General features: G+C 61.2%; 22 protein-coding genes. 13 read left to right on the top strand and 9 right to left on the bottom strand.

Annotation, left to right across the window (positions count from 1 at the left end):
• Window positions 1–21: 21 nt before the first annotated feature.
• The 5 genes from AC1RT4_RS13495 to AC1RT4_RS13475 form a co-directional block, all read right to left on the bottom strand.
• Window positions 22–1,044: an SIS domain-containing protein gene (locus AC1RT4_RS13495; protein ID WP_139834502.1), complete on the bottom strand. Its 1,023-nt coding sequence runs from the start codon at window positions 1,042–1,044 to the stop codon at window positions 22–24.
• The gene (nagA, locus tag AC1RT4_RS13490; protein WP_493085645.1) at window positions 1,025–2,131 is read right to left on the bottom strand and encodes an N-acetylglucosamine-6-phosphate deacetylase; all 1,107 of its coding nucleotides are present in this window, start codon (window positions 2,129–2,131) and stop codon (window positions 1,025–1,027) included. Before nagA ends, AC1RT4_RS13495 begins: the two co-directional genes overlap by 20 nt.
• A gap of 30 nt (window positions 2,132–2,161) precedes the next feature.
• Window positions 2,162–2,893: a GntR family transcriptional regulator gene (locus tag AC1RT4_RS13485; RefSeq protein WP_007954613.1), complete on the bottom strand. Its 732-nt coding sequence runs from the start codon at window positions 2,891–2,893 to the stop codon at window positions 2,162–2,164.
• Between the two features lie 331 nt (window positions 2,894–3,224).
• Window positions 3,225–3,740: a L,D-transpeptidase family protein gene (locus AC1RT4_RS13480; RefSeq protein ID WP_007954614.1), complete on the bottom strand. Its 516-nt coding sequence runs from the start codon at window positions 3,738–3,740 to the stop codon at window positions 3,225–3,227.
• Between the two features lie 102 nt (window positions 3,741–3,842).
• A complete protein-coding gene (locus AC1RT4_RS13475) occupies window positions 3,843–4,394 on the bottom strand; it encodes an NUDIX hydrolase (protein WP_493085643.1) in 552 nt (183 codons plus the stop codon).
• A gap of 147 nt (window positions 4,395–4,541) precedes the next feature.
• Between AC1RT4_RS13475 and AC1RT4_RS13470 the strand changes: the two genes are divergently transcribed.
• From AC1RT4_RS13470 to purT, 5 genes are all read left to right on the top strand, one after another.
• A complete protein-coding gene (locus tag AC1RT4_RS13470; protein WP_085608172.1) occupies window positions 4,542–5,141 on the top strand; it encodes a CoA pyrophosphatase in 600 nt (199 codons plus the stop codon).
• A 47-nt stretch (window positions 5,142–5,188) separates the two neighbouring features.
• Window positions 5,189–5,713: a gamma carbonic anhydrase family protein gene (locus AC1RT4_RS13465; RefSeq protein ID WP_493085641.1), complete on the top strand. Its 525-nt coding sequence runs from the start codon at window positions 5,189–5,191 to the stop codon at window positions 5,711–5,713.
• Complete coding sequence (locus tag AC1RT4_RS13460; protein WP_007954618.1) at window positions 5,710–5,925, top strand: DUF1289 domain-containing protein; 216 nt, start codon at window positions 5,710–5,712, stop codon at window positions 5,923–5,925. Before AC1RT4_RS13465 ends, AC1RT4_RS13460 begins: the two co-directional genes overlap by 4 nt.
• 64 nt (window positions 5,926–5,989) lie before the next feature.
• A complete protein-coding gene (locus AC1RT4_RS13455; RefSeq protein WP_007954619.1) occupies window positions 5,990–6,457 on the top strand; it encodes a preQ0 transporter in 468 nt (155 codons plus the stop codon).
• A 100-nt stretch (window positions 6,458–6,557) separates the two neighbouring features.
• Window positions 6,558–7,739, top strand: a complete 1,182-nt coding sequence (gene purT, locus AC1RT4_RS13450) for a formate-dependent phosphoribosylglycinamide formyltransferase (protein ID WP_039769540.1) — start codon at window positions 6,558–6,560, stop codon at window positions 7,737–7,739.
• Between the two features lie 47 nt (window positions 7,740–7,786).
• On the opposite strand, the gene AC1RT4_RS13445 is transcribed toward purT, so the two are convergent.
• From AC1RT4_RS13445 to AC1RT4_RS13435, 3 genes are all read right to left on the bottom strand, one after another.
• A complete protein-coding gene (locus AC1RT4_RS13445) occupies window positions 7,787–9,103 on the bottom strand; it encodes an MFS transporter (RefSeq protein WP_064382417.1) in 1,317 nt (438 codons plus the stop codon).
• 235 nt (window positions 9,104–9,338) lie between these two features.
• Complete coding sequence (locus tag AC1RT4_RS13440) at window positions 9,339–10,580, bottom strand: transporter associated domain-containing protein (protein WP_493085637.1); 1,242 nt, start codon at window positions 10,578–10,580, stop codon at window positions 9,339–9,341.
• 12 nt (window positions 10,581–10,592) lie between these two features.
• Window positions 10,593–11,405 (bottom strand): cytochrome C assembly family protein, encoded by an 813-nt coding sequence (locus tag AC1RT4_RS13435; RefSeq protein WP_007954625.1) that lies wholly within the window; start codon window positions 11,403–11,405, stop codon window positions 10,593–10,595.
• 209 nt (window positions 11,406–11,614) lie between these two features.
• Here AC1RT4_RS13435 and ffh point away from each other — a divergent pair, with 209 nt between their 5' ends.
• The 6 genes from ffh (at window position 11,615) to AC1RT4_RS13405 (ending at window position 15,850) form a co-directional block, all read left to right on the top strand.
• Window positions 11,615–12,991, top strand: a complete 1,377-nt coding sequence (gene ffh / locus AC1RT4_RS13430; RefSeq protein WP_493085635.1) for a signal recognition particle protein — start codon at window positions 11,615–11,617, stop codon at window positions 12,989–12,991.
• 410 nt (window positions 12,992–13,401) lie between these two features.
• A complete protein-coding gene (rpsP, locus tag AC1RT4_RS13425; RefSeq protein WP_003185073.1) occupies window positions 13,402–13,653 on the top strand; it encodes a 30S ribosomal protein S16 in 252 nt (83 codons plus the stop codon).
• A 5-nt stretch (window positions 13,654–13,658) separates the two neighbouring features.
• On the top strand, window positions 13,659–14,195 hold the full coding sequence (rimM, locus tag AC1RT4_RS13420; RefSeq protein WP_085688896.1) for a ribosome maturation factor RimM: 537 nt from the start codon (window positions 13,659–13,661) through the stop codon (window positions 14,193–14,195).
• 2 nt (window positions 14,196–14,197) lie between these two features.
• On the top strand, window positions 14,198–14,950 hold the full coding sequence (trmD, locus tag AC1RT4_RS13415; protein WP_493085633.1) for a tRNA (guanosine(37)-N1)-methyltransferase TrmD: 753 nt from the start codon (window positions 14,198–14,200) through the stop codon (window positions 14,948–14,950).
• Window positions 14,951–14,995: 45 nt separating this feature from the next.
• Window positions 14,996–15,346 (top strand): 50S ribosomal protein L19, encoded by a 351-nt coding sequence (rplS, locus tag AC1RT4_RS13410; RefSeq protein WP_003175895.1) that lies wholly within the window; start codon window positions 14,996–14,998, stop codon window positions 15,344–15,346.
• Window positions 15,347–15,436: 90 nt separating this feature from the next.
• Window positions 15,437–15,850 (top strand): acyl-CoA thioesterase, encoded by a 414-nt coding sequence (locus AC1RT4_RS13405; RefSeq protein ID WP_011332614.1) that lies wholly within the window; start codon window positions 15,437–15,439, stop codon window positions 15,848–15,850.
• A gap of 48 nt (window positions 15,851–15,898) precedes the next feature.
• Here the strand turns inward: AC1RT4_RS13405 and AC1RT4_RS13400 are convergent, their stop codons facing one another.
• Entirely contained in the window at window positions 15,899–17,707 is a 1,809-nt protein-coding gene (locus AC1RT4_RS13400; RefSeq protein WP_493085631.1) for a cation:proton antiporter, read from the bottom strand.
• 107 nt (window positions 17,708–17,814) lie between these two features.
• Here AC1RT4_RS13400 and xerD point away from each other — a divergent pair, with 107 nt between their 5' ends.
• Together xerD and dsbC are read left to right on the top strand one after the other, a co-directional pair.
• Entirely contained in the window at window positions 17,815–18,711 is an 897-nt protein-coding gene (gene xerD / locus AC1RT4_RS13395; RefSeq protein ID WP_493085629.1) for a site-specific tyrosine recombinase XerD, read from the top strand.
• Window positions 18,712–18,854: 143 nt separating this feature from the next.
• The gene (gene dsbC, locus AC1RT4_RS13390) at window positions 18,855–19,586 is read left to right on the top strand and encodes a bifunctional protein-disulfide isomerase/oxidoreductase DsbC (protein WP_007954633.1); all 732 of its coding nucleotides are present in this window, start codon (window positions 18,855–18,857) and stop codon (window positions 19,584–19,586) included.
• Window positions 19,587–19,592: the final 6 nt, after the last annotated feature.

Genomic DNA, 19,592 nt, shown 5'->3' with positions numbered 1-19,592 from the left:
AGGAAAACGTTCGGTTCGGACTCAGTGCGTACGAGTGACTTTGCTCAGGTGTCGCGGCTGATCCGGGTCCATGCCACGGGCCACGGCCAGACCGGCCGCCATCACGTAGAAACTCTGGATCGCCAGGATCGGATCGAGGGCCGGATGCTCGGCACGGCTCAAAGTCAGGTCGCGTTCGCTCACATCATCCGGAGCCGCCAGCAGCACCCGGGCGCCGCGTTGGCGCATCTCGGCTGCCAGGCTCAGCAGGCCGGCCTGTTCGGCACCGCGCGGGGCGAACACCAGCAGCGGGTAGTGTTCGTCGATCAGGGCCATCGGGCCGTGGCGGACTTCGGCGCTGCTGAAGGCTTCGGCCTGGATCGCCGAGGTTTCCTTGAATTTCAGCGCGGCTTCCTGGGCGATGGCAAAACCGGCGCCACGGCCGATCACCATCAGCCGTTCGCAATCGCGCAGGGCGTCGATGGCCAGGCTCCAGTCCTGTTGCGCGGCTTCGCGCAGGCCTTCGGGCAGGGCGTTGTGCGCTTCCAGCAATTCGCTGTCTTCTTTCCAGTGCGCGATCAGACGGGCGCTGGCGCTGAGGGTGGCGATGAAACTCTTGGTCGCGGCGACGCTGCTTTCGGTGCCGGCCAGCAACGGCAGGCTGAATTCACAGGCAGCTTCCAGCGGCGAATCGGCGGCGTTGACCATCGACACGCTCAACGCACCGCGCTTGCGCAGCAGACGCAGGCTGTTGACCAGATCCGGGCTCTGGCCCGACTGGGAAAACGCGAACGCGACCTGACCGCTGACCTTCAACGGCGCCTGCTGCATGGTCACCACCGACATCGGCAACGACGCTACCGGTACGCCAAGTTGCTGCATGGTCAGGTAAGCGAAGTAGCTCGCCGCATGGTCGGAGCTGCCACGGGCAACGGTCATCGCCACTTGCGGCGGCTGACGGCGCAGGCGCCCGGCGATCTCGATCATTTGCGGGTCGAGCTGTTGCAGTTGGGCTTGCACGGCCTCGAACGAGGACAGCGCCTCCTCAAGCATTTTTGAAGTCAATGTCTTCTCCTTCGACCATGACGGCGGTCAGTGTGAGTGAGCGATCCAGCCGCACGCAGTCGGCCCAGGCGCCGGGTTGCAGGCGCCCGCGTTCGGTGATGCCGAGGTAGTCGGCGGGGAATTGCGAAAGACGTTGCGAGGCCTCGGCGATCGGCAAACCGATCTTCACCAGATTGCGCAGGGCCTGATCCATGGTCAGGGTGCTGCCGGCCAGGGTGCCGTCGGGCAGGCGCACACCGCCCAGGCATTTGGTGACGGTGTGGCTGCCGAGCTTGTATTCGCCGTCGGGCATGCCGGCGGCGGCGGTCGAGTCGGTGACGCAGTACAGGCACGGAATAGAGCGCAGGGCCACGCGGATCGCGCCGGGGTGCACGTGCAGCAAGTCCGGAATCAGCTCGGCGAATTTGGCGTGGGCCAGCGCCGCGCCGACGATGCCCGGCTCGCGGTGATGCAGCGGGCTCATGGCGTTGTACAAGTGGGTGAAACTGGTGGCGCCGGCCTCAAGGGCGGCGACGCCTTCCTCGTAACTGCCGAGGGTGTGGCCGATCTGCATGCGGATGCCACGGCTGCTGAGTTCACGAATCAAACCGTCATGGCCGGCGATTTCCGGGGCGATGGTGATTACCCGGATCGGCGCGAGTGCCAGATAGTCTTCGACTTCGGCCATCAACGCGGTGTGGGCGAAGTTCGGCTGGGCGCCCAGTTTGCCGGGATTGATGTACGGGCCTTCGAGGTGAACGCCGAGCACTCGGGCGGCGCCTTTCGGACGCTGTTCGCAGAACTCGCCGACCTCCTTGAGCACGCTCGCAATCTCGGCACTCGGCGCGGTCATGGTGGTAGCGAGCAGCGAGGTGGTGCCAAAACGCACGTGGGTTCGGGTGATGGTCTCGAAAGCGCTGGCGCCTTCCATGATGTCCTTGCCGCCACCGCCGTGGACGTGCAGGTCGATGAAACCCGGCAGCAGATACGGCAAGTCATTGGTCGCCGGATCGCAGGGCACGCCTTCGATCGACACGACTCTGCCGTGTTCGTGGATCAGCCGACCGCGAATCCAGCCGTCAGCGGTGAGGATGTTGTCTTCAGACATTTCGCTTCTCTCGTTTGGCCTGGCTGCTGATCAGCGGCGAAGCTCTGCAACAAAGTCGTAGTAGTCGTTGCGGCAATAGGTGTCGGTGACTTCGATCGGCGTGTTGTCTTCCAGGTAGCCGACCCGGGTCATCAGCAACATCGCGGTGCCGGGGGCGATGCCGACCAGCGCGGCGAACTCGTCCGAGGCGTTGATCGCCTGGATGTGCTGCAAGGCGCGCACGATCGGTTTGCCGATGCTGTCGAGGTGTTCGTAGAGGGAATCGCCCACCACCTGCGGCTTGGGCATGATCGAGGCGGGCAGGGTGCTCATCTCGATGGCCATCACGGTGTCGTCGGCTTTGCGCAGGCGTTTCATGCGCGCGACCTTGTCGTTCGGCGACAGGCCGAGGCGGATCAGTTCTTCGTGGGTCGGCAGGGTGATTTCCCGCTCGAGCCATTGCGAACTGGGCACGAAGCCCTTGAGGCGCAGCATCTCGCTGAACCCCGACAGGCGCGACAGCGGTTGTTCAAGGCGTGGGGTGATGAAAGTGCCGGAGCCTTGCAGGCGGCGGATCAAACCTTGATCGAGCAGGACTTCCAGCGCCTTGCGGGCAGTGACCCGGGAGATCCCCAGCATTTCGCTGAGATTGCGCTCCGACGGCATCGCCTGTTCGGCTTTCCACTGGCCGGCATGGATCGCCGCTTCCAGGTTGCGCGCCAGTTGCAGGTACAGCGGCGTCGGCTGGGAGTCGTCAGGGCGCAGGGCGTGGAGGTCGTTCATGCAAGGCACTTCCGGAGCTGATATTGGTTTGTTGTCGCTCGCTATTTCGGCGAAAACTAATACCACTTGCATACCATGTCAACGCAGCGGAAAGGCCTGTAGTCCTTTGGAGTCGGGTGTTTCAGTGCGGGTGGTTTCAAGTGGTATTAGCGGTGGGCTCTGGAAAGCAAAAGATCGCAGTCTGCGGCAGTTCTGGCGGGTGAAAGTGGTATCACCGTTCAGACGTTGCCGCAGGCTGCGATCTTTTTGATTTATTTTTTGCGAGCGACCAATGGTCGGGGGAAAGGGCCGCATTTCGGCCCCTCGGGAGCGTGATCCCTGGATGACGGAATCAGGGGCGGATTTCGATCATCGTGCCGTCCGGCACGAGGTTCCAGACTTCGCGCATGTCGACGTTGCGCATGGCGATGCAGCCGTCGGTCCAGTCCAGGGTGTGGAACAGTTGTTCCGGGTTGTCTTCGGAGTCCGGCGTGCCGTGGATCATGATCATCCCGCCAGGCTCGACGCCTTCACGGCGGGCGCGGGCGGAGTCGCTGATGTTCGGGTAGGAGATGTGCATCGACAGGTTGAATTTGTCGCTGGTCTTGCGCCAGTCGATCCAATAGAAACCTTCCGGTGTGCGTTTGTCGCCTTCAATCAGCTTCGGGCCTTTTTTCGCGCCCTTGCCCAAGGAGATGCGATAGCTTTTGAGCGGCTTGCCGTCAGCGATCAACTGCAGTTGATGGGCCGATTTGAGCACCAGTACTTTTTCGATGAGCGGGGTGTTCGAAGGCGTCACGGTGGTCACGAATGACGCTTGGGAGACGGTGACGAACGACAGGCAGAACAGGGCAAGCAACCAGCGCATTGAAACGATTCCCCAGAAATGAAGCAGATACTTTATTTATAGATAGTGTGCAGGCGCTGTCGCGGGCTGCGTTAGCCGGTTATCGGCCGGCCGCCGTCGAAATCAAGTGATGGCCGGTTGAGCGAGCGGCGGGATCGATTCGGAGCGAACCGGATAGACCTCGACGCGCCGGTCAGCGAAGAAGCATTCCAGAGTACGGCCCACCGTGCGGAAAGCCAGCTCGTCCCAGGGAATGTCTTCCTCGTCGAACAGTTGCACTTCCAGGCTTTCGGGGCCGGCGGCGAAGTCCAGATCCGCCAGCTCGGCGCGGAAAAACACATGCACCTGACTGATGTGCGGCACATCGATCAGGGTGTAGATGCTCAGGTTGCGCACCCGGGCGCAGGCTTCCTCGGCGGTTTCGCGGATGGCGGCCTGTTCGATGGTCTCGCCGTTCTCCATGAACCCGGCGGGCAGCGTCCAGTAACCGAGGCGTGGCTCGATGGCGCGGCGACACAGCAGGACTTTGCGGCCCCAGGTCGGCACGCAGCCGGCCACGATATTGGGGTTCTGGTAGTGAATCGTCTGACAGCTGTCGCAGACGAATCGCAGCCGCGAGTCGCCTTCGGGAATGCGCTGAGTCACCGGGTTGCCGCACTGGCTGCAAAATTTCATGCTGGGGTTCCTGAATGCTGCGCCTATCTTGGCGTGCAGCGGTGTCAGTCGGCAAGTTGTCGTTTCGCGACATGACGCCCGTTCGGGGCTTGGGCGGTCGCAATGATTGGTGCATGATGCAGGGTAAGGCACCGATCGAGAACACTTATGCTGGACGAGCTACTGCACCGGGTAAGCAATCACACGCCGCGCACGCTGGAGACCGACACGCGTTTCCCCGAGGCCGCTGTCCTGGTGCCGATTACTCGCAGTGACGAACCCGAACTTGTCCTCACCCTGCGCGCCAGTGGGCTCTCGACCCACGGCGGCGAAGTCGCCTTCCCCGGTGGACGACGCGATCCGGAAGACCCGGACCTGATCTTCACCGCGCTGCGTGAAGCCGAAGAGGAAATCGGCCTGCCGCCAGGACTGGTCGAAGTGATCGGTCCGCTCAGTCCGCTGATCTCCCTGCATGGCATCAAGGTCACGCCGTATGTCGGGGTGATTCCCGATTTTGTCGAATACCAGGCCAATGATGCCGAGATCGCTGCGGTGTTCAGTGTGCCGCTGGAGTTCTTCCGCAAGGATCCGCGCGAACACACCCATCGCATCGACTATCAGGGTCGCAGTTGGTACGTGCCGAGCTATCGTTACGGCGAATACAAGATCTGGGGACTGACGGCGATCATGATCGTCGAGTTGATCAACCTGCTCTATGACGCCAAAATCAGCCTGCATCAGCCGCCTAAAAGCTTCATCAATACCTGAAGCCATCGCTCGAATGGCCAGCCATCGTGAGCCCTGAGGAAAACAAGATGAAATACCGCCTGGGCGACGCCCGTGTCGAAACCCATCCACAGAGCTGGGTCGCCCCCAACGCCGTGCTCGTGGGCAAGGTCAAACTGGAAGAGGGCGCCAACGTCTGGTTCAACGCCGTGTTGCGCGGCGACAACGAACTGATCCTGATCGGCAAGAACAGCAACGTGCAGGACGGCACCGTGATGCACACCGACATGGGCTATCCGCTGACTATCGGCACTGGCGTGACCATCGGCCATAACGCCATGCTTCACGGCTGCACGGTCGGCGACTACAGCCTGATCGGCATCAACGCCGTGATTCTTAACGGCGCGAAAATCGGCAAGAACTGCATCATCGGCGCCAATTCGCTGATCGGCGAAGGCAAGGAAATTCCTGACGGCTCGCTGGTGATGGGCTCGCCGGGCAAGGTGGTGCGCGAACTGACCGAGCCGCAGAAGAAGATGCTCGAAGCCAGTGCCGCGCACTATGTGCATAACTCCCAGCGCTATGCGCGCGATCTGTTCGAGCAGGAAGAATGACAACCCCGGAAAGACCCGTCGCCTCGCCATGCGTGAGCATTTGCGCGCTGGATGAGGATGATATTTGTACCGGTTGCCAGCGCACGGTCGAGGAAATTACTCGCTGGAGCCGGATGACCAACGACGAGCGGCGGGTGGTGCTGGGGTTGTGTCATGAGCGGGCGAAGGCGAGTGGGTTGGTCTGGATGATCGGCAAAACGCCGGGGCAATAACCGATTTGATTGGCGCCATCGAAGGGCTGAAGTAACCTGTGCGCCAAATTGACAGGTCACGCCCATGATTTTCCTCATCGCTTACATCAGCAGTGTTGTGCTGATCAACTTCGCCTTCTCCACCGCGCCGCACCTGGACATCATCTGGTCGGCCTGGGGCGGGCTGGTGTTCGTGCTGCGCGACATGGTGCAGATCCGTTTCGGCCACGGCGCGATTGTGGCGATGCTGGCGGCGCTGGTGCTGTCCTATGTCACGTCCGATCCGTCGATTGCGCTGGCCAGCGCCACGGCATTCGCGGTCTCCGAGTGCATCGACTGGCTGGTGTTCACCATCACCAAGCGCCCGTTGCGCGACCGCTTGTGGATCAGCTCGGCGCTGAGCATTCCCCTCGATACCTTCATCTTCTTCGGCATGATCGACCTGCTGACACCGCCGGTGCTCATCACTGCCCTGGCCTCGAAGTTCGCCGGTGTGACTGCGGTCTGGCTGATCATGGCCTGGCGTGAACGCAAACAGGCTGTCGCCGGCTGAAGCCAAACCCTCAGGTTCATGTAAAATGCCGCGCTTTCTCCCCATGGAAAGCGCGTCTGGCGTTGCTTTCCTCGATGATCCGCTTCTTTGAGGACCTGAGATGACCCGTATCGGAACTCCATTGTCGCCGACCGCGACCCGCGTATTGCTGTGTGGCTGTGGTGAGTTGGGCAAGGAAGTGGTGATCGAGCTGCAACGCCTGGGCGTTGAAGTGATTGCCGTCGACCGCTATGCCAATGCGCCGGCCATGCAGGTTGCCCATCGCAGCCACGTGATCAACATGCTCGACGGCGCCGCCCTGCGTGCAGTGATCGAAGCCGAGAAGCCGCACTTCATCGTGCCGGAAATCGAAGCCATCGCCACCGCCACTCTGGTTGAACTGGAAGCCGAAGGCTTCACCGTGATCCCGACCGCCCGCGCTGCGCAACTGACCATGAACCGCGAAGGCATCCGTCGTCTGGCCGCCGAAGAGCTGGACCTGCCGACTTCGCCTTACCACTTCGCCGACACCTTCGAGGACTACAGCAAGGCTGTTCAGGACCTGGGTTTCCCGTGCGTCGTCAAACCGGTGATGAGTTCGTCGGGCAAGGGCCAGAGCCTGCTGCGCAGCGCCGATGACGTGCAGAAAGCCTGGGATTACGCGCAAGAGGGCGGTCGCGCCGGCAAAGGCCGGGTGATCATCGAAGGCTTCATCGATTTCGACTACGAAATCACTCTGCTGACCGTGCGTCATGTCGGCGGCACGACTTTCTGTGCGCCGGTCGGCCACCGTCAGGAGAAGGGCGACTATCAGGAATCCTGGCAGCCACAGGCCATGAGCCCGGTGGCGCTGGCTGAATCCGAGCGTGTTGCCAAAGCCGTGACCGAAGCGTTGGGCGGCCGTGGTCTGTTCGGCGTCGAGCTGTTTATCAAAGGCGATCAGGTGTGGTTCAGCGAAGTGTCGCCGCGCCCGCACGACACCGGTCTGGTGACCCTGATTTCCCAGGACCTGTCGCAGTTCGCCCTGCACGCCCGGGCGATCCTCGGCCTGCCGGTGCCACTGATCCGTCAGTTCGGCCCATCGGCTTCGGCGGTGATTCTGGTGGAAGGCCAGTCGACCCAGACCGCATTCGCCAATCTCGGCGCTGCGCTGAGCGAACCGGATACCGCGCTGCGTCTGTTCGGCAAGCCTGAAGTCAACGGTCAGCGCCGCATGGGTGTTGCACTGGCCCGTGACGAATCGATTGAAGCCGCTCGCGCCAAGGCGACCCGTGCTTCCCAGGCTGTCGTTGTAGAGCTGTAATCTCGCAACCTGATCGCTCCCGCATCGGGCGGGAGCGATCAGGGCATTTACGACACCTGATTCAGGTCGTTATTGCGCGTTTCCTTCAGGCACAGCACAGCGATCAAGCTGAGCACCGCGGCCGCCGACACATACCCGCCGACGTAACTCAAACCACCCATCGCCACCAGTTTCTGCGCAAAGAACGGCGCCGCCGAGGCTCCGACAATGCCGCCGAGGTTGTAGGCCGCCGATGCGCCGGTATACCGTACATGCGTCGGAAACAGCTCCGGCAGCAATGCGCCCATCGGGGCGAACGTTACGCCCATCAGAAACAGCTCGATGCACAGGAACAGCGCCACGCCCCAGGTCGATCCCTGAGTCAGCAGCGGCTCCATCAGAAACCCGGAAAGAATCGCCAGCACACCGCCGACGATCAGCACCGGCTTGCGCCCGTAACGGTCACTGGCCCAGGCTGACAGCGGCGTCGCGGCCGCCATGAACAGTACTGCGAAGCACAGCAGCCCGAGGAAGGTCTCTCGGCTGTAACCCAATGTGGATACGCCGTAACTCAGGGAAAACACGGTCGAGATGTAGAACAGCGCATAGCACACCACCATGGCGGCGGCGCCCAGCAGCGTCGGTGCCCAGTATTGGCTGAACAGCTCGACCAGCGGCACTTTCACTCGCTCCTGACGGGCGATGGCATTGGCGAACACCGGGGTTTCGTGGAGCTTGAGGCGCACGTACAAGCCGACCATCACCAGCACGGCGCTGAGCAGGAACGGAATCCGCCAGCCCCAGCTGCGGAACTGATCGTCACTCAGGCTCATGGCCAGCGTCAGGAACAGACCATTGGCGGCCAGAAAGCCAATCGAAGGGCCTAGCTGCGGGAACATGCCGAACCACGCTCGTTTGCCTTTCGGGGCGTTTTCGGTGGCCAGCAGCGCTGCGCCGCCCCATTCGCCACCCAATCCCAGGCCCTGGCCGAAGCGCAGCACGCACAGCAGGATCGGCGCCCAGGCCCCGATGCTGTCGTAACCCGGCAGCACGCCGATCAGCGTGGTGCAGACACCCATCAGCAGCAGCGAAGCGACCAAAGTCGATTTGCGCCCGATCCGGTCACCGAAGTGGCCGAACAGCGCCGAACCCAAAGGTCGGGCGAGGAAGGCGATGCCGAAGGTCAGGAATGCCGAGAGCATCTGCGCCGTGCCGGAAGTCTGCGGGAAGAACACCGGCCCGATCACCAGCGCAGCGGCGGTGGCGTAGACGTAGAAATCGTAGAACTCGATGGCCGTGCCGATGAAACTCGCCGTGGCCACGCGGGTGGCGGAGTTGGTCGGTTGGGCAGGCGTGGTGTCGCTGTAAGCGGTACTGGTCGTCATGCGGTGATCCCTGACAGTCATGAGCTCCGTTGGAGCGAATTATTATGGTCGAACACCCAGGGATGTGGGATGAGGCGCGATCGCTGCTTCAGGTAGGAACAGTCGTCGGTGTGATGCGGATACTGCCGATGAACCGGCCGGAACTTGTCGGGTGCGGGGTAAGCACACGGTTCGGCGGGGCTTGGGTAAGCTCCGCGATTATAGGAAGGTGGCTAACGATTGAACAAGGGGCTGTCTAGCGCGCCGTGGCCAGCGCCGGGGCCGAAGTGGTGTGCCAGATCAGGACCTTGCTCACCCGGTTCTCCTCGGTTTCGAGAATCTCCAGGCGATAGCGGCCGATCTTCAGGCAGACCGCGCTTTCCGGGATGGTTTCCAGCGCCTCGGTCACCAGGCCATTGAGGGTCCGGGGGCCGTCGCTGGGCAGGTGCCAGCCCAGGCATTTGTTCAGCTCGCGGATCGAGGCCGCGCCATCGATCACCATACGGCCATCGGCCTGTGGGTGGATGTGCGGATTGTCGAGGCTGTGCTCGCTTTCGAATTCGCCGACGATTTCTTCGAGAATGTCTTCCAGGGTGACAATCCCCAGCACTTCGCCGTACTCGTCCACCACCATGCCCAAACGCCGCTGCTGCTTGTGGAAGTTCAGCAGTTGCAGTTGCAGCGGGGTGCTTTCAGGCACGAAATACGGCTCGTAACTGGCCGCCAGCAACGCTTCGCGGGTCAGGCTGCCATTGTCCAGCAGGTGCCGGATCTGGCGGGTGTTAAGCACCGCTTCGACCTGATTGATATCGCTGTGGAAGACCGGCAGGCGAGTGCGCCGGTTCTTGCGCAATTGTTCGGTGATTTCTTCGATCGGATCGTCGAGATTGATGCCGTCGACATCGCTGCGCGGCACCAGAATGTCGTTGACCGTGATGTTGTCCAGCGCATGGATGCCTGAAACCGGGTGTGGCCGCACCGGATGATCCGGATCGTCATGACGCTCCGCCGGCACATCGTCTTCGCTCTGTTGCACCACCTGGGTCTTGCGGATGAACGGGCGCATCAGCAAACCACTGATGCGGCTGAGCAGCCAGGCAAGCGGGTAAACGACCTTCAGCGGGACTGCCAGCAGCGTATTGCCGAATGACAGCACCGCATCCGGATAACGTTGGGCGAGCGCGCGGGGAAAATAGTCGGCAAAGACCAGCAGCAGGGCGCCGGCGCCGAGGCAAGCCGCCCAAGGGCCGTTTTCTTCACAGAGAAAGATTGCCAGTAGCGTGGCCAGAATGACGGCGAGGGCGCGGCACAGGGTATTGCAGAGGATCAGGCTGTCGAGCGGGAAGCTGAGCTTCGCCAGCGGCTTGTCGCTGGCGCGGGACGCGGTGCGTTGCGCGAGCAGGTGCTGTTGCGCCGCTTCGACGGCGGTAAACAGCCCCGACCAGAGAATCAGCAGGACAAATACCGCGAGCATCGGCCCTATGGGCAAACCGTCCATTTATGCCGCCCGTCAGATGTGCAGGATGTATTCACGAACCAGTTTGCTGCCGAAATACGCGAGCATCAGCAGGCAGAAACCGGCGAGGGTCCAGCGGATTGCCTTGTGCCCGCGCCAGCCGAGGCGGTTACGGCCCCAGAGCAGGACGCTGAACACGATCCAGGCCAGGCAGGCCAGCAGGGTTTTGTGCACCAGGTGCTGGGCAAACAGGTTCTCGACGAACAGCCAGCCGGAGATCAGCGACAGCGACAGCAGCGTCCAGCCGGCCCAGAGGAAGCCGAACAGCAGGCTTTCCATGGTTTGCAGCGGCGGGAAGTTCTTGATCAGCCCTGACGGGTGTTTGTGCTTGAGCTGGTGATCCTGCACCAGCAACAACAAGGCCTGGAACACTGCGATGGTGAACATGCCGTAGGCGAGGATCGACAACAGGATGTGCGCGAGGATGCCCGGTTCTTCATCGATGACCTGCACCGTGCCGGTCGGCGCGAATTGCGCCAGCAGCACGGTGATCGCACCCAGCGGGAACAGCAGCACCAGCAGGTTTTCCACCGGGATCCGCGAACAGGCCAGCAGGGTCAGGGCGATGACGGCCGCCGCAATCAGGCTCGAGGCGCTGAAGAAGTCCAGGCCCAGACCGATCGGCGTCAATAAATGGGTGAGCAGGCTGGCGCTGTGAGCCAGCACGGCGAGGACGCCGAGCGAGACCAGCAGGCGCTTGTTGGCCTTGGCGCCAGTGGCCAGGCGGGTGCCCTGATAGAGGGTCGCAGCGGCATAGAGAAGGGCGGCGGCGAGGGTGGTCAGCAAACTCGGTGACAAGGGGAGCATAAATCCTGTTAGGCAAGCCCGAAAGGGGCTGAGTTTGGCATAGAACCGCCATTGCACGAAAGACCGGCAAGCTGACAGCGAGGTGTCCGCCAGACGCAGTCTTCGCTATAATCCGCGACCTGCCCACGCCGCAGGCTCGCCGAGCACATGTTGATTCCGGTCTGGGCCGCCATTATCCCGGTCTACACAGGGCCTGAAAGGATCGCGCAATGTTTGAAAACTTAACCGACCGTCTCTCGCAGACGCTGCGCCATGTCACCGGCAAGGCGAAGCTGACCGAAGACAATATCAAAGACACCCTGCGCGAAGTGCGCATGGCGTTGCTCGAAGCCGACGTCGCCCTGCCGGTGGTCAAGGACTTCGTCAATTCGGTCAAGGAACGCGCTGTCGGCACTGAGGTGTCGCGCAGCCTGACGCCGGGCCAGGCGTTCGTGAAGATCGTCCAGGCCGAACTCGAAAGCCTGATGGGCGCGGCCAACGAAGACTTGAACCTGAGCGCCGTGCCACCTGCCGTCATTCTGATGGCCGGTCTGCAGGGTGCGGGTAAAACCACCACCGCCGGCAAACTGGCGCGCTTCCTTAAAGAGCGCAAGAAGAAGTCGGTCATGGTCGTGTCGGCGGACATCTACCGTCCTGCTGCTATTAAACAGCTGGAAACCCTGGCCAACGACATCGGCGTGACGTTCTTTCCGTCCGACCTGAGCCAGAAACCGGTCGACATCGCCAACGCGGCTATTAAAGAAGCGAAACTGAAATTCATCGACGTGGTCATCGTCGACACCGCCGGTCGTCTGCACATCGACGAAGAGATGATGGGCGAGATCAAGGCGCTGCACGCCGCGATCAATCCGGTTGAAACCCTGTTCGTGGTCGATGCCATGACCGGTCAGGACGCGGCCAACACGGCCAAGGCCTTCGGTGATGCGCTGCCGCTGACCGGTGTGATCCTGACCAAGGTCGACGGTGATGCCCGTGGCGGTGCCGCACTGTCCGTTCGCGCAATCACCGGCAAGCCGATCAAGTTCATCGGTATGGGCGAGAAGAGCGAAGCGCTCGATCCGTTCCACCCTGAGCGTATCGCTTCGCGGATCCTCGGCATGGGCGACGTGCTCAGCCTGATCGAACAGGCTGAAGCGACCCTCGACAAGGACAAGGCCGACAAGCTGGCCAAAAAACTGAAGAAGGGCAAGGGCTTCGATCTCGAAGACTTCCGCGATCAGCTGCAACAGATGAAGAGCATGGGCGGCCTCGGCGGGCTCATGGACAAACTGCCGAACATCGGCGGCGTCAATCTCTCGCAAATGGGCAATGCCCAGAACGCTGCAGAGAAGCAGTTCAAGCAGATGGAAGCCATCATCAACTCCATGACCCCGGCCGAGCGCCGCGACCCTGAGCTGATCAGCGGTTCGCGCAAGCGCCGGATCGCCATGGGTTCCGGCACCCAGGTGCAGGACATCGGTCGCTTGATCAAGCAGCACAAGCAGATGCAGAAGATGATGAAGAAATTCTCCGCCAAGGGCGGAATGGCGAAAATGATGCGCGGCATGGGCGGTATGTTGCCCGGCGGCGGCATGCCAAAGATGTAAGGTGTCCCGTCTCACCCATTCTGCTCACTTATGGCGGCGTCTGATGCCCTCATGCTGCGTTGCCGCTCCTCGCCATAGCGGGCTATGACTCGTCGCGGCGCCTTGCTTGAGGGCATCAGCCACTCGCCAAAAGTGAGCGAAATGGATGAGACGGGACACTAGACTCTCGCCGGTCGTCGCACCGGCGCAGACCCTGCAAGGACGCAGGATCAACAGCAAACCCGCACTCGGCGGGAGCTGACCGGCCGTTTTGAACGACGGCCCCATATGCAAATCTGCACGGCATGCCACAGGCGCCGGAAAAAGTCATTTGCAAAAGTCCGGATATTCCTTAGAATATGCGGCCTTTCGGGCACCCATGCCCGCTGTGCATTTAGATTTGCAGCACCGACTACAGGAACGATGTTCACATGCTAACAATCCGTCTTGCCCTTGGCGGCTCCAAAAAGCGCCCGTTTTACCACCTGACCGTAACCGACTCCCGCAACCCGCGTGACGGTTCCCACAAAGAACAGGTTGGTTTCTTCAACCCTGTTGCCCGTGGTCAGGAAATCCGTCTGTCCGTGAACCAAGAGCGCGTTGCCTACTGGCTGAGCGTTGGTGCACAGCCTTCTGAGCGTGTTGCTCAGTTGCTGAAGGAATCTGCAAAGGCTGCGGCCTGAGCAATATGAACGCGACGCCTGCTGTTGCCGATGATTTGATCGTTATTGGCAAAATTTATTCTGTTCATGGCGTTCGCGGCGAAGTGAAGGTTTATTCCTTTACTGATCCGACTGAAAACCTGTTGCAGTACAAAACCTGGACGCTCAAGCGCGAAGGTAATGTGAAACAGGTCGAGCTGGTCAGTGGACGCGGGAGCGACAAGTTCCTGGTCGCAAAGCTCAAGGGTCTTGATGATCGTGAAGAAGCTCGTCTTCTGGCCGGTTATGAGATCTGCGTGCCGCGCAATCTGTTCGCTGAATTGACCGAAGGTGAGTACTACTGGTACCAGCTGGAAGGTCTGAAGGTCATCGACACCCTTGGGCAGTTGCTCGGGAAAATCGATCATCTTCTGGAAACCGGCGCCAATGATGTAATGGTAGTCAAGCCTTGCGCTGGCAGCCTGGATGATCGCGAACGCCTGTTGCCCTATACGGAGCAATGCGTGTTGGCCGTCGACCTCGCAGCGGGCGAGATGAAGGTGGATTGGGACGCGGACTTCTAAGCGTGGCTAACTTGCGCGTAGAAGTGATCAGTTTGTTTCCCGAGATGTTTTCCGCCATCGGCGACTACGGCATCACCAGTCGTGCGGTCAAACAGGGGCTCTTGCAGCTGACCTGTTGGAATCCGCGGGATTACACGACGGATCGGCATCACACTGTGGACGATCGCCCGTTTGGCGGTGGTCCGGGCATGGTGATGAAGATCAAGCCCCTGGAGGATGCTCTGGTTCAGGCCAAGGCAGCAGCCGGGGAGGCGGCGAAGGTGATTTACCTGTCCCCCCAAGGCCGTCAACTGACTCAGTCGGCGGTATGCGAACTGGCGAAATCGGATGCATTGATCCTGATTGCCGGTCGCTATGAAGGCATTGACGAGCGTTTTATTGATGCTCATGTCGATGAAGAGTGGTCGATTGGTGACTATGTGTTGTCTGGCGGCGAGCTGCCGGCCATGGTCATGATCGATGCGGTTACACGACTGCTGCCCGGAGCTTTAGGGCATGCGGATTCCGCTGAGGAAGATTCCTTTACGGATGGTCTGCTGGATTGCCCGCACTACACCCGACCTGAGGTGTATGCGGATCAGCGTGTTCCCGACGTGTTGCTGAGTGGCAATCACGCGCATATCCGGCGTTGGCGTTTACAGCAGTCCCTTGGTAGGACCTATGAACGACGCGCCGATCTTCTGGAAAGCCGCTCGCTTTCTGGAGAAGAGAAGAAGCTGCTCGAGGAATACATCCGCGAGCGGGACGATAGTTAACAACGTATCGATGGTAGATCAGACGATTTACCTTAGGAGCACAGCATGACCAACAAAATCATCCTTGCACTCGAAGCAGAGCAGATGACCAAAGAAATCCCTACCTTTGCCCCGGGCGACACCATCGTCGTTCAGGTGAAAGTGAAGGAAGGCGATCGTTCCCGTCTGCAAGCGTTCGAAGGCGTTGTAATCGCCAAGCGTAACCGCGGCGTGAACAGTGCGTTCACCGTTCGTAAAATCTCCAACGGTGTTGGCGTAGAACGTACTTTCCAGACCTACTCCCCGCAGATCGACAGCATGGCTGTTAAACGTCGCGGTGACGTACGTAAAGCCAAGCTGTACTACCTGCGCGACCTGTCGGGTAAAGCAGCTCGCATCAAGGAAAAACTGGCTTAAGTCCAGCTTCCGATGCAGAAAAAAGCAGCCTACGGGCTGCTTTTTTGTTGCCCGCAATTTATCCCCAGCATTCCGTTTCAGGCCTGACCCATGACCCCTCGCGAGCAAGAAATCGAACGTCGCACCGAACTCTCGGTGACCCGCGTGACCAAGGCGGTTTTCCCGCCGACCACCAATCATCACAACACTCTGTTCGGCGGCACTGCGCTGGCCTGGATGGACGAAGTGTCGTTCATCACCGCCACGCGCTTCTGCCGTTTGCCGCTGGTGACCGTGTCCACAGATCGCATCGACTTCAATCACGCGATCCCGGCAGGTTCCATCGTCGAGCTGGTCGGGCGGGTGATCAAGGTCGGCAACACCAGTCTCAAGGTCGAGGTGGAAGTGTTCGTCGAAAGCATGAGCTGTGACGGACGTGAGAAAGCCATTCACGGGCAGTTCAGCTTTGTTGCGATTGATGATGACAAGCGTCCGGTGCCCGTGCTGCCGGGTTTCGCGGCCTGATCCAGCACCGAGCCGCGGCATTCGCGGGCTTGCCCGCGATTCGATCTGTCAGGCGCTGACATTCTCCGGCTGAATCAGCGCCAGCAACGTCCACCCCGGCCCCGGCTTCAAGACGGTTTCCGGCGACACGACATGCACCCAACCGCTGTCATCGCGCATGAACAGCAGCGTCGCGCGGTTGCCATGCAGCGCCCGGTAATCGTCCCAGCCAAACCCGTCCGTCAGCGTCGTGCTGTACAGGTCGGCGCCCTGGCCCAATTGGCTGGCGAGTCTGGCGTAAGTCAGCGCCTCGCTCCCCAGTTGGTTGCCGCGATGTTCGAGGCTGGCGCGGTGCTTGTCGCTGCGACGGCTTTCCTGACCACTGGCGAGGCCGAACAGGCGTTGATGGCCAAAGTCATGACGAAAGCGCATGGCTGCCAGCGTATTGAGTTCGCCCGACGGTGACAGTGCCAGCAAATGTCCCAGTCCGACCAGGTCCAGATGCGCATCGGCGTGCTGCGAGGCTGGATTGCCGAAGTAGGTCGGCAAGCCATCCATGCGCGCCGCGCGGATGTTTTCCCAACTTGAATCTGTCAGCAGTACCCGGCTGCCCAGCTGTTGCAGCGACTTGCCGAGCAGACGTGCAGGCCCGTTCGCCCCGACGATCAGGAAGCCGCTCGGCGCCGGTTCCGCAACCTTCAACAAACGCGCCAGTGGCCGGGCAGTCGCACTTTGCAGCACGACGGTGCCGATGATCACCGCGAAAGTCAGCGGCACCAGCAATAGCGCGCCTTCATGGCCCGCTTCATCCAGGCGAATCGCAAAGATCGCCGAGACTGCCGCCGCGACGATCCCGCGCGGGGCAATCCAGCACAACAGTGCACGCTCACGCCAGCTCAGACTCGAACCGGCGGTACTCAGCACCACGTTCAGCGGTCGGGCGATCAACTGAATTACCAGCAACAGAATCAGCACCAGCGGCCCGAGGCCGATCAGCGCGTTCAGATCCAGTCGCGCCGCCAGCAGAATGAACAGCCCGGAAATCAGCAGGACGCTGAGGTTTTCCTTGAAGTGCAGGATGTGCCGCACGTCCACGCCTTTCATGTTCGCCAGCCACATGCCCATCAGCGTCACCGCCAGCAGCCCGGATTCGTGCATGACCTGGTTGGCGGCGATGAATATCCCCAGCACCGCGGCGAGCGATGCCAGATTGTGCAGATACTCCGGCAGCCATTGGCGCCGGATGATCGTGCCAAGCAGCCAGCCACCGGCGACGCCGAACGCACTGCCGCAGACAATCACCCCGCCAAACGTCAGCAGGCTCTGTTCCAGGCCATGGCCTTCGGCCCGAGCGATGATGAAGCTGTAGACCACCACCGCGAGCAATGCGCCGATCGGGTCGATCACAATGCCTTCCCAGCGCAGGATGTTGGCGATCGAAGCCTTTGGCCGCACCACCCGTAGCATCGGCACGATCACGGTCGGCCCGGTGACCAGGGTCAGGCTGCCGAACAGGATGGCGAGCAGCCAGTCGAAGCCCAGCAGCCAGTGGGTCGCGACCGCAATCACGACCCAGGTCGAGAGCGCGCCGATTGTGACCAGCCGATGCACGACGCTGCCGATCTCGCGCCATTCCGACAGGTGCAGGGTCAGGCTGCCTTCAAACAGAATCAGCGCCACGGCCAGCGACACCAGCGGCATCAGCAGCGGACCGAACATTTCCTGCGGGTCGAGCCAGCCCAGCACGGGGCCCGCCAGAATGCCGGTCAGCAGCAGAAACAGAATCGCCGGCAGTTTCAGGCGCCAGGCGAGCCATTGGCAGCCCAGTGCGGCGGCACCGATACCACCGAAAGCCAACAGAATTTGCTGCTCGTTCATTGAAGCTCCCTGTTCCTTGAAATAGCGGGCTATGAAAGACTAGCGGCCATTTCAACCGTTCACTCTTTATTTGCGCGCAGTGCCAAGCCTGCGTGTCTTGAGCACCCATGCCTGCCATCGACCACCCACTGATCGACCAGTTTCTCGACGCCCTCTGGCTGGAAAAAGGTCTCTCCGACAACACTCGCGACGCCTACCGCAGCGATCTCGCGCTGTTCAACGGCTGGTTGCAGGAGAAAGGTCTCGAACTGATCAATGCCGGTCGCGAGTTGATCCTCGATCACCTGGCCTGGCGTCTGGAACAGAACTACAAGCCTCGCTCCACTGCGCGATTTCTCTCGGGCGTGCGTGGCTTTTATCGCTACCTGCTGCGGGAAAAACTGATTACGGTCGATCCGACCTTGCGCGTGGATATGCCGCAACTCGGTCGGCCATTGCCCAAATCCCTGTCGGAAGCCGATGTTGAAGCGCTGCTGAAGGCGCCGGATCTGAGCGAAGCCATCGGCCAGCGCGACCGCGCCATGCTCGAAGTGCTTTATGCCTGCGGGCTGCGGGTGACCGAGCTGATCAGCCTGACCCTGGAGCAGGTCAACCTGCGTCAGGGCGTGTTGCGGGTCATGGGCAAGGGCAGCAAGGAGCGGCTGGTGCCGATGGGCGAGGAAGCGATTGTCTGGGTCGAGCGCTACCTGCGTGATGGTCGCGGCGAGTTGCTGGGCGGGCGCCCCAGTGATGTGTTGTTCCCCAGTCAGCGCGGCGAGCAGATGACTCGGCAGACCTTCTGGCACCGCATCAAGCATCAGGCCAAGGTCGCCGGCATTGGTAAATCGCTGTCGCCGCACACCTTGCGTCACGCGTTTGCCACACACCTGCTCAACCATGGCGCCGACTTGCGGGTGGTGCAGATGCTGTTGGGCCACAGCGACCTGTCGACCACGCAGATCTACACTCATGTCGCCCGGGCGCGTTTGCAGGATCTGCATGCCAAACATCACCCGCGCGGCTGAGCGCCATTTGTCTTGCGACAGGCGCATTCGGCCACGGGAGCCTTATGTGGTAGGCTTTGCCGGTTTGCACGATGGGCGGTTATGACCCGGTGTTCCGGCACGGGCGTTCTGATCGTTCCATTTGTCCGCCTTCAGGAGTTCTCATGCGTCTGACCCAGATTTTCGCCGCCGCAGCCATTGCGTTGGTCAGCACCTTTGCCGTCGCCGATGACGCGGCCGACAAAGCGATTCGCCAAAGCCTGGAAAACCTCCAGCTCGACGTGCCGGTGGACACCATCACCGCCAGCCCGTTGCCAGGCCTCTATGAAGTCAAGCTCAAGGGCAGCCGCGTGCTCTACGCCAGCGCCGACGGCCAGTACATCGTTCAGGGCTACATGTTCCAGCTCAAGGACGGCAAACCGGTCAACCTGACCGAGAAGACCGAGCGCCTGGGCATTTCCAAACTGATCAATGCGATCCCGGTGGCCGAGACCGTGGTTTACCCGGCCGTGGGCGAAACCAAGTCGCACATCACCGTTTTCACCGACACCACCTGCCCGTACTGCCACAAGCTGCACGCCGAAGTGCCCGAGCTGAACAAGCGCGGTATCGAAGTGCGTTACGTGGCGTTCCCGCGTCAGGGCCTGGGCTCGCCGGGTGACGAACAGCTGCAAGCCGTGTGGTGCTCGAAAGACAAGAAAGCCGCCATGGACAAAATGGTCGATGGCAAGGAAATCAAGGCCGCCAAGTGCGAGAACCCGGTTTCCAAGCAGTTCGCCCTCGGTCAGTCGATCGGCGTGAACGGCACACCGGCCATCGTTTTGGCTGACGGACAAGTCATTCCGGGCTACCAGCCTGCGCCACAAGTCGCCAAACTGGCGCTGGGCGCGAAGTAATTCGCA

It is taken from the genome of Pseudomonas sp. GW821-FHT11D10, from assembly GCF_058808435.1.
This window is presented reverse-complemented; position numbering and strand designations above follow the sequence as displayed.

Excerpts from the sequence above, each read along its gene's own strand:
- AC1RT4_RS13485 (WP_007954613.1), bottom strand. The coding sequence starts at position 2,893 with ATGAACGACCTCCACGCCCTGCGCCCTGACGACTCCCAGCCGACGCCG.
- ffh (WP_493085635.1), top strand. The coding sequence starts at position 11,615 with ATGTTTGAAAACTTAACCGACCGTCTCTCGCAGACGCTGCGCCATGTC.
- nagA (WP_493085645.1), bottom strand. The coding sequence starts at position 2,131 with ATGTCTGAAGACAACATCCTCACCGCTGACGGCTGGATTCGCGGTCGG.
- AC1RT4_RS13465 (WP_493085641.1), top strand. The coding sequence starts at position 5,189 with ATGAAATACCGCCTGGGCGACGCCCGTGTCGAAACCCATCCACAGAGC.
- AC1RT4_RS13470 (WP_085608172.1), top strand. The coding sequence starts at position 4,542 with ATGCTGGACGAGCTACTGCACCGGGTAAGCAATCACACGCCGCGCACG.
- rplS (WP_003175895.1), top strand. The coding sequence starts at position 14,996 with ATGACCAACAAAATCATCCTTGCACTCGAAGCAGAGCAGATGACCAAA.
- rimM (WP_085688896.1), top strand. The coding sequence starts at position 13,659 with ATGAACGCGACGCCTGCTGTTGCCGATGATTTGATCGTTATTGGCAAA.
- AC1RT4_RS13435 (WP_007954625.1), bottom strand. The coding sequence starts at position 11,405 with ATGCTCCCCTTGTCACCGAGTTTGCTGACCACCCTCGCCGCCGCCCTT.
- AC1RT4_RS13460 (WP_007954618.1), top strand. The coding sequence starts at position 5,710 with ATGACAACCCCGGAAAGACCCGTCGCCTCGCCATGCGTGAGCATTTGC.
- purT (WP_039769540.1), top strand. The coding sequence starts at position 6,558 with ATGACCCGTATCGGAACTCCATTGTCGCCGACCGCGACCCGCGTATTG.
- AC1RT4_RS13445 (WP_064382417.1), bottom strand. The coding sequence starts at position 9,103 with ATGACGACCAGTACCGCTTACAGCGACACCACGCCTGCCCAACCGACC.
- xerD (WP_493085629.1), top strand. The coding sequence starts at position 17,815 with ATGCCTGCCATCGACCACCCACTGATCGACCAGTTTCTCGACGCCCTC.
- AC1RT4_RS13405 (WP_011332614.1), top strand. The coding sequence starts at position 15,437 with ATGACCCCTCGCGAGCAAGAAATCGAACGTCGCACCGAACTCTCGGTG.
- AC1RT4_RS13400 (WP_493085631.1), bottom strand. The coding sequence starts at position 17,707 with ATGAACGAGCAGCAAATTCTGTTGGCTTTCGGTGGTATCGGTGCCGCC.
- AC1RT4_RS13455 (WP_007954619.1), top strand. The coding sequence starts at position 5,990 with ATGATTTTCCTCATCGCTTACATCAGCAGTGTTGTGCTGATCAACTTC.
- AC1RT4_RS13475 (WP_493085643.1), bottom strand. The coding sequence starts at position 4,394 with ATGAAATTTTGCAGCCAGTGCGGCAACCCGGTGACTCAGCGCATTCCC.
- rpsP (WP_003185073.1), top strand. The coding sequence starts at position 13,402 with ATGCTAACAATCCGTCTTGCCCTTGGCGGCTCCAAAAAGCGCCCGTTT.
- AC1RT4_RS13480 (WP_007954614.1), bottom strand. The coding sequence starts at position 3,740 with ATGCGCTGGTTGCTTGCCCTGTTCTGCCTGTCGTTCGTCACCGTCTCC.
- AC1RT4_RS13440 (WP_493085637.1), bottom strand. The coding sequence starts at position 10,580 with ATGGACGGTTTGCCCATAGGGCCGATGCTCGCGGTATTTGTCCTGCTG.
- dsbC (WP_007954633.1), top strand. The coding sequence starts at position 18,855 with ATGCGTCTGACCCAGATTTTCGCCGCCGCAGCCATTGCGTTGGTCAGC.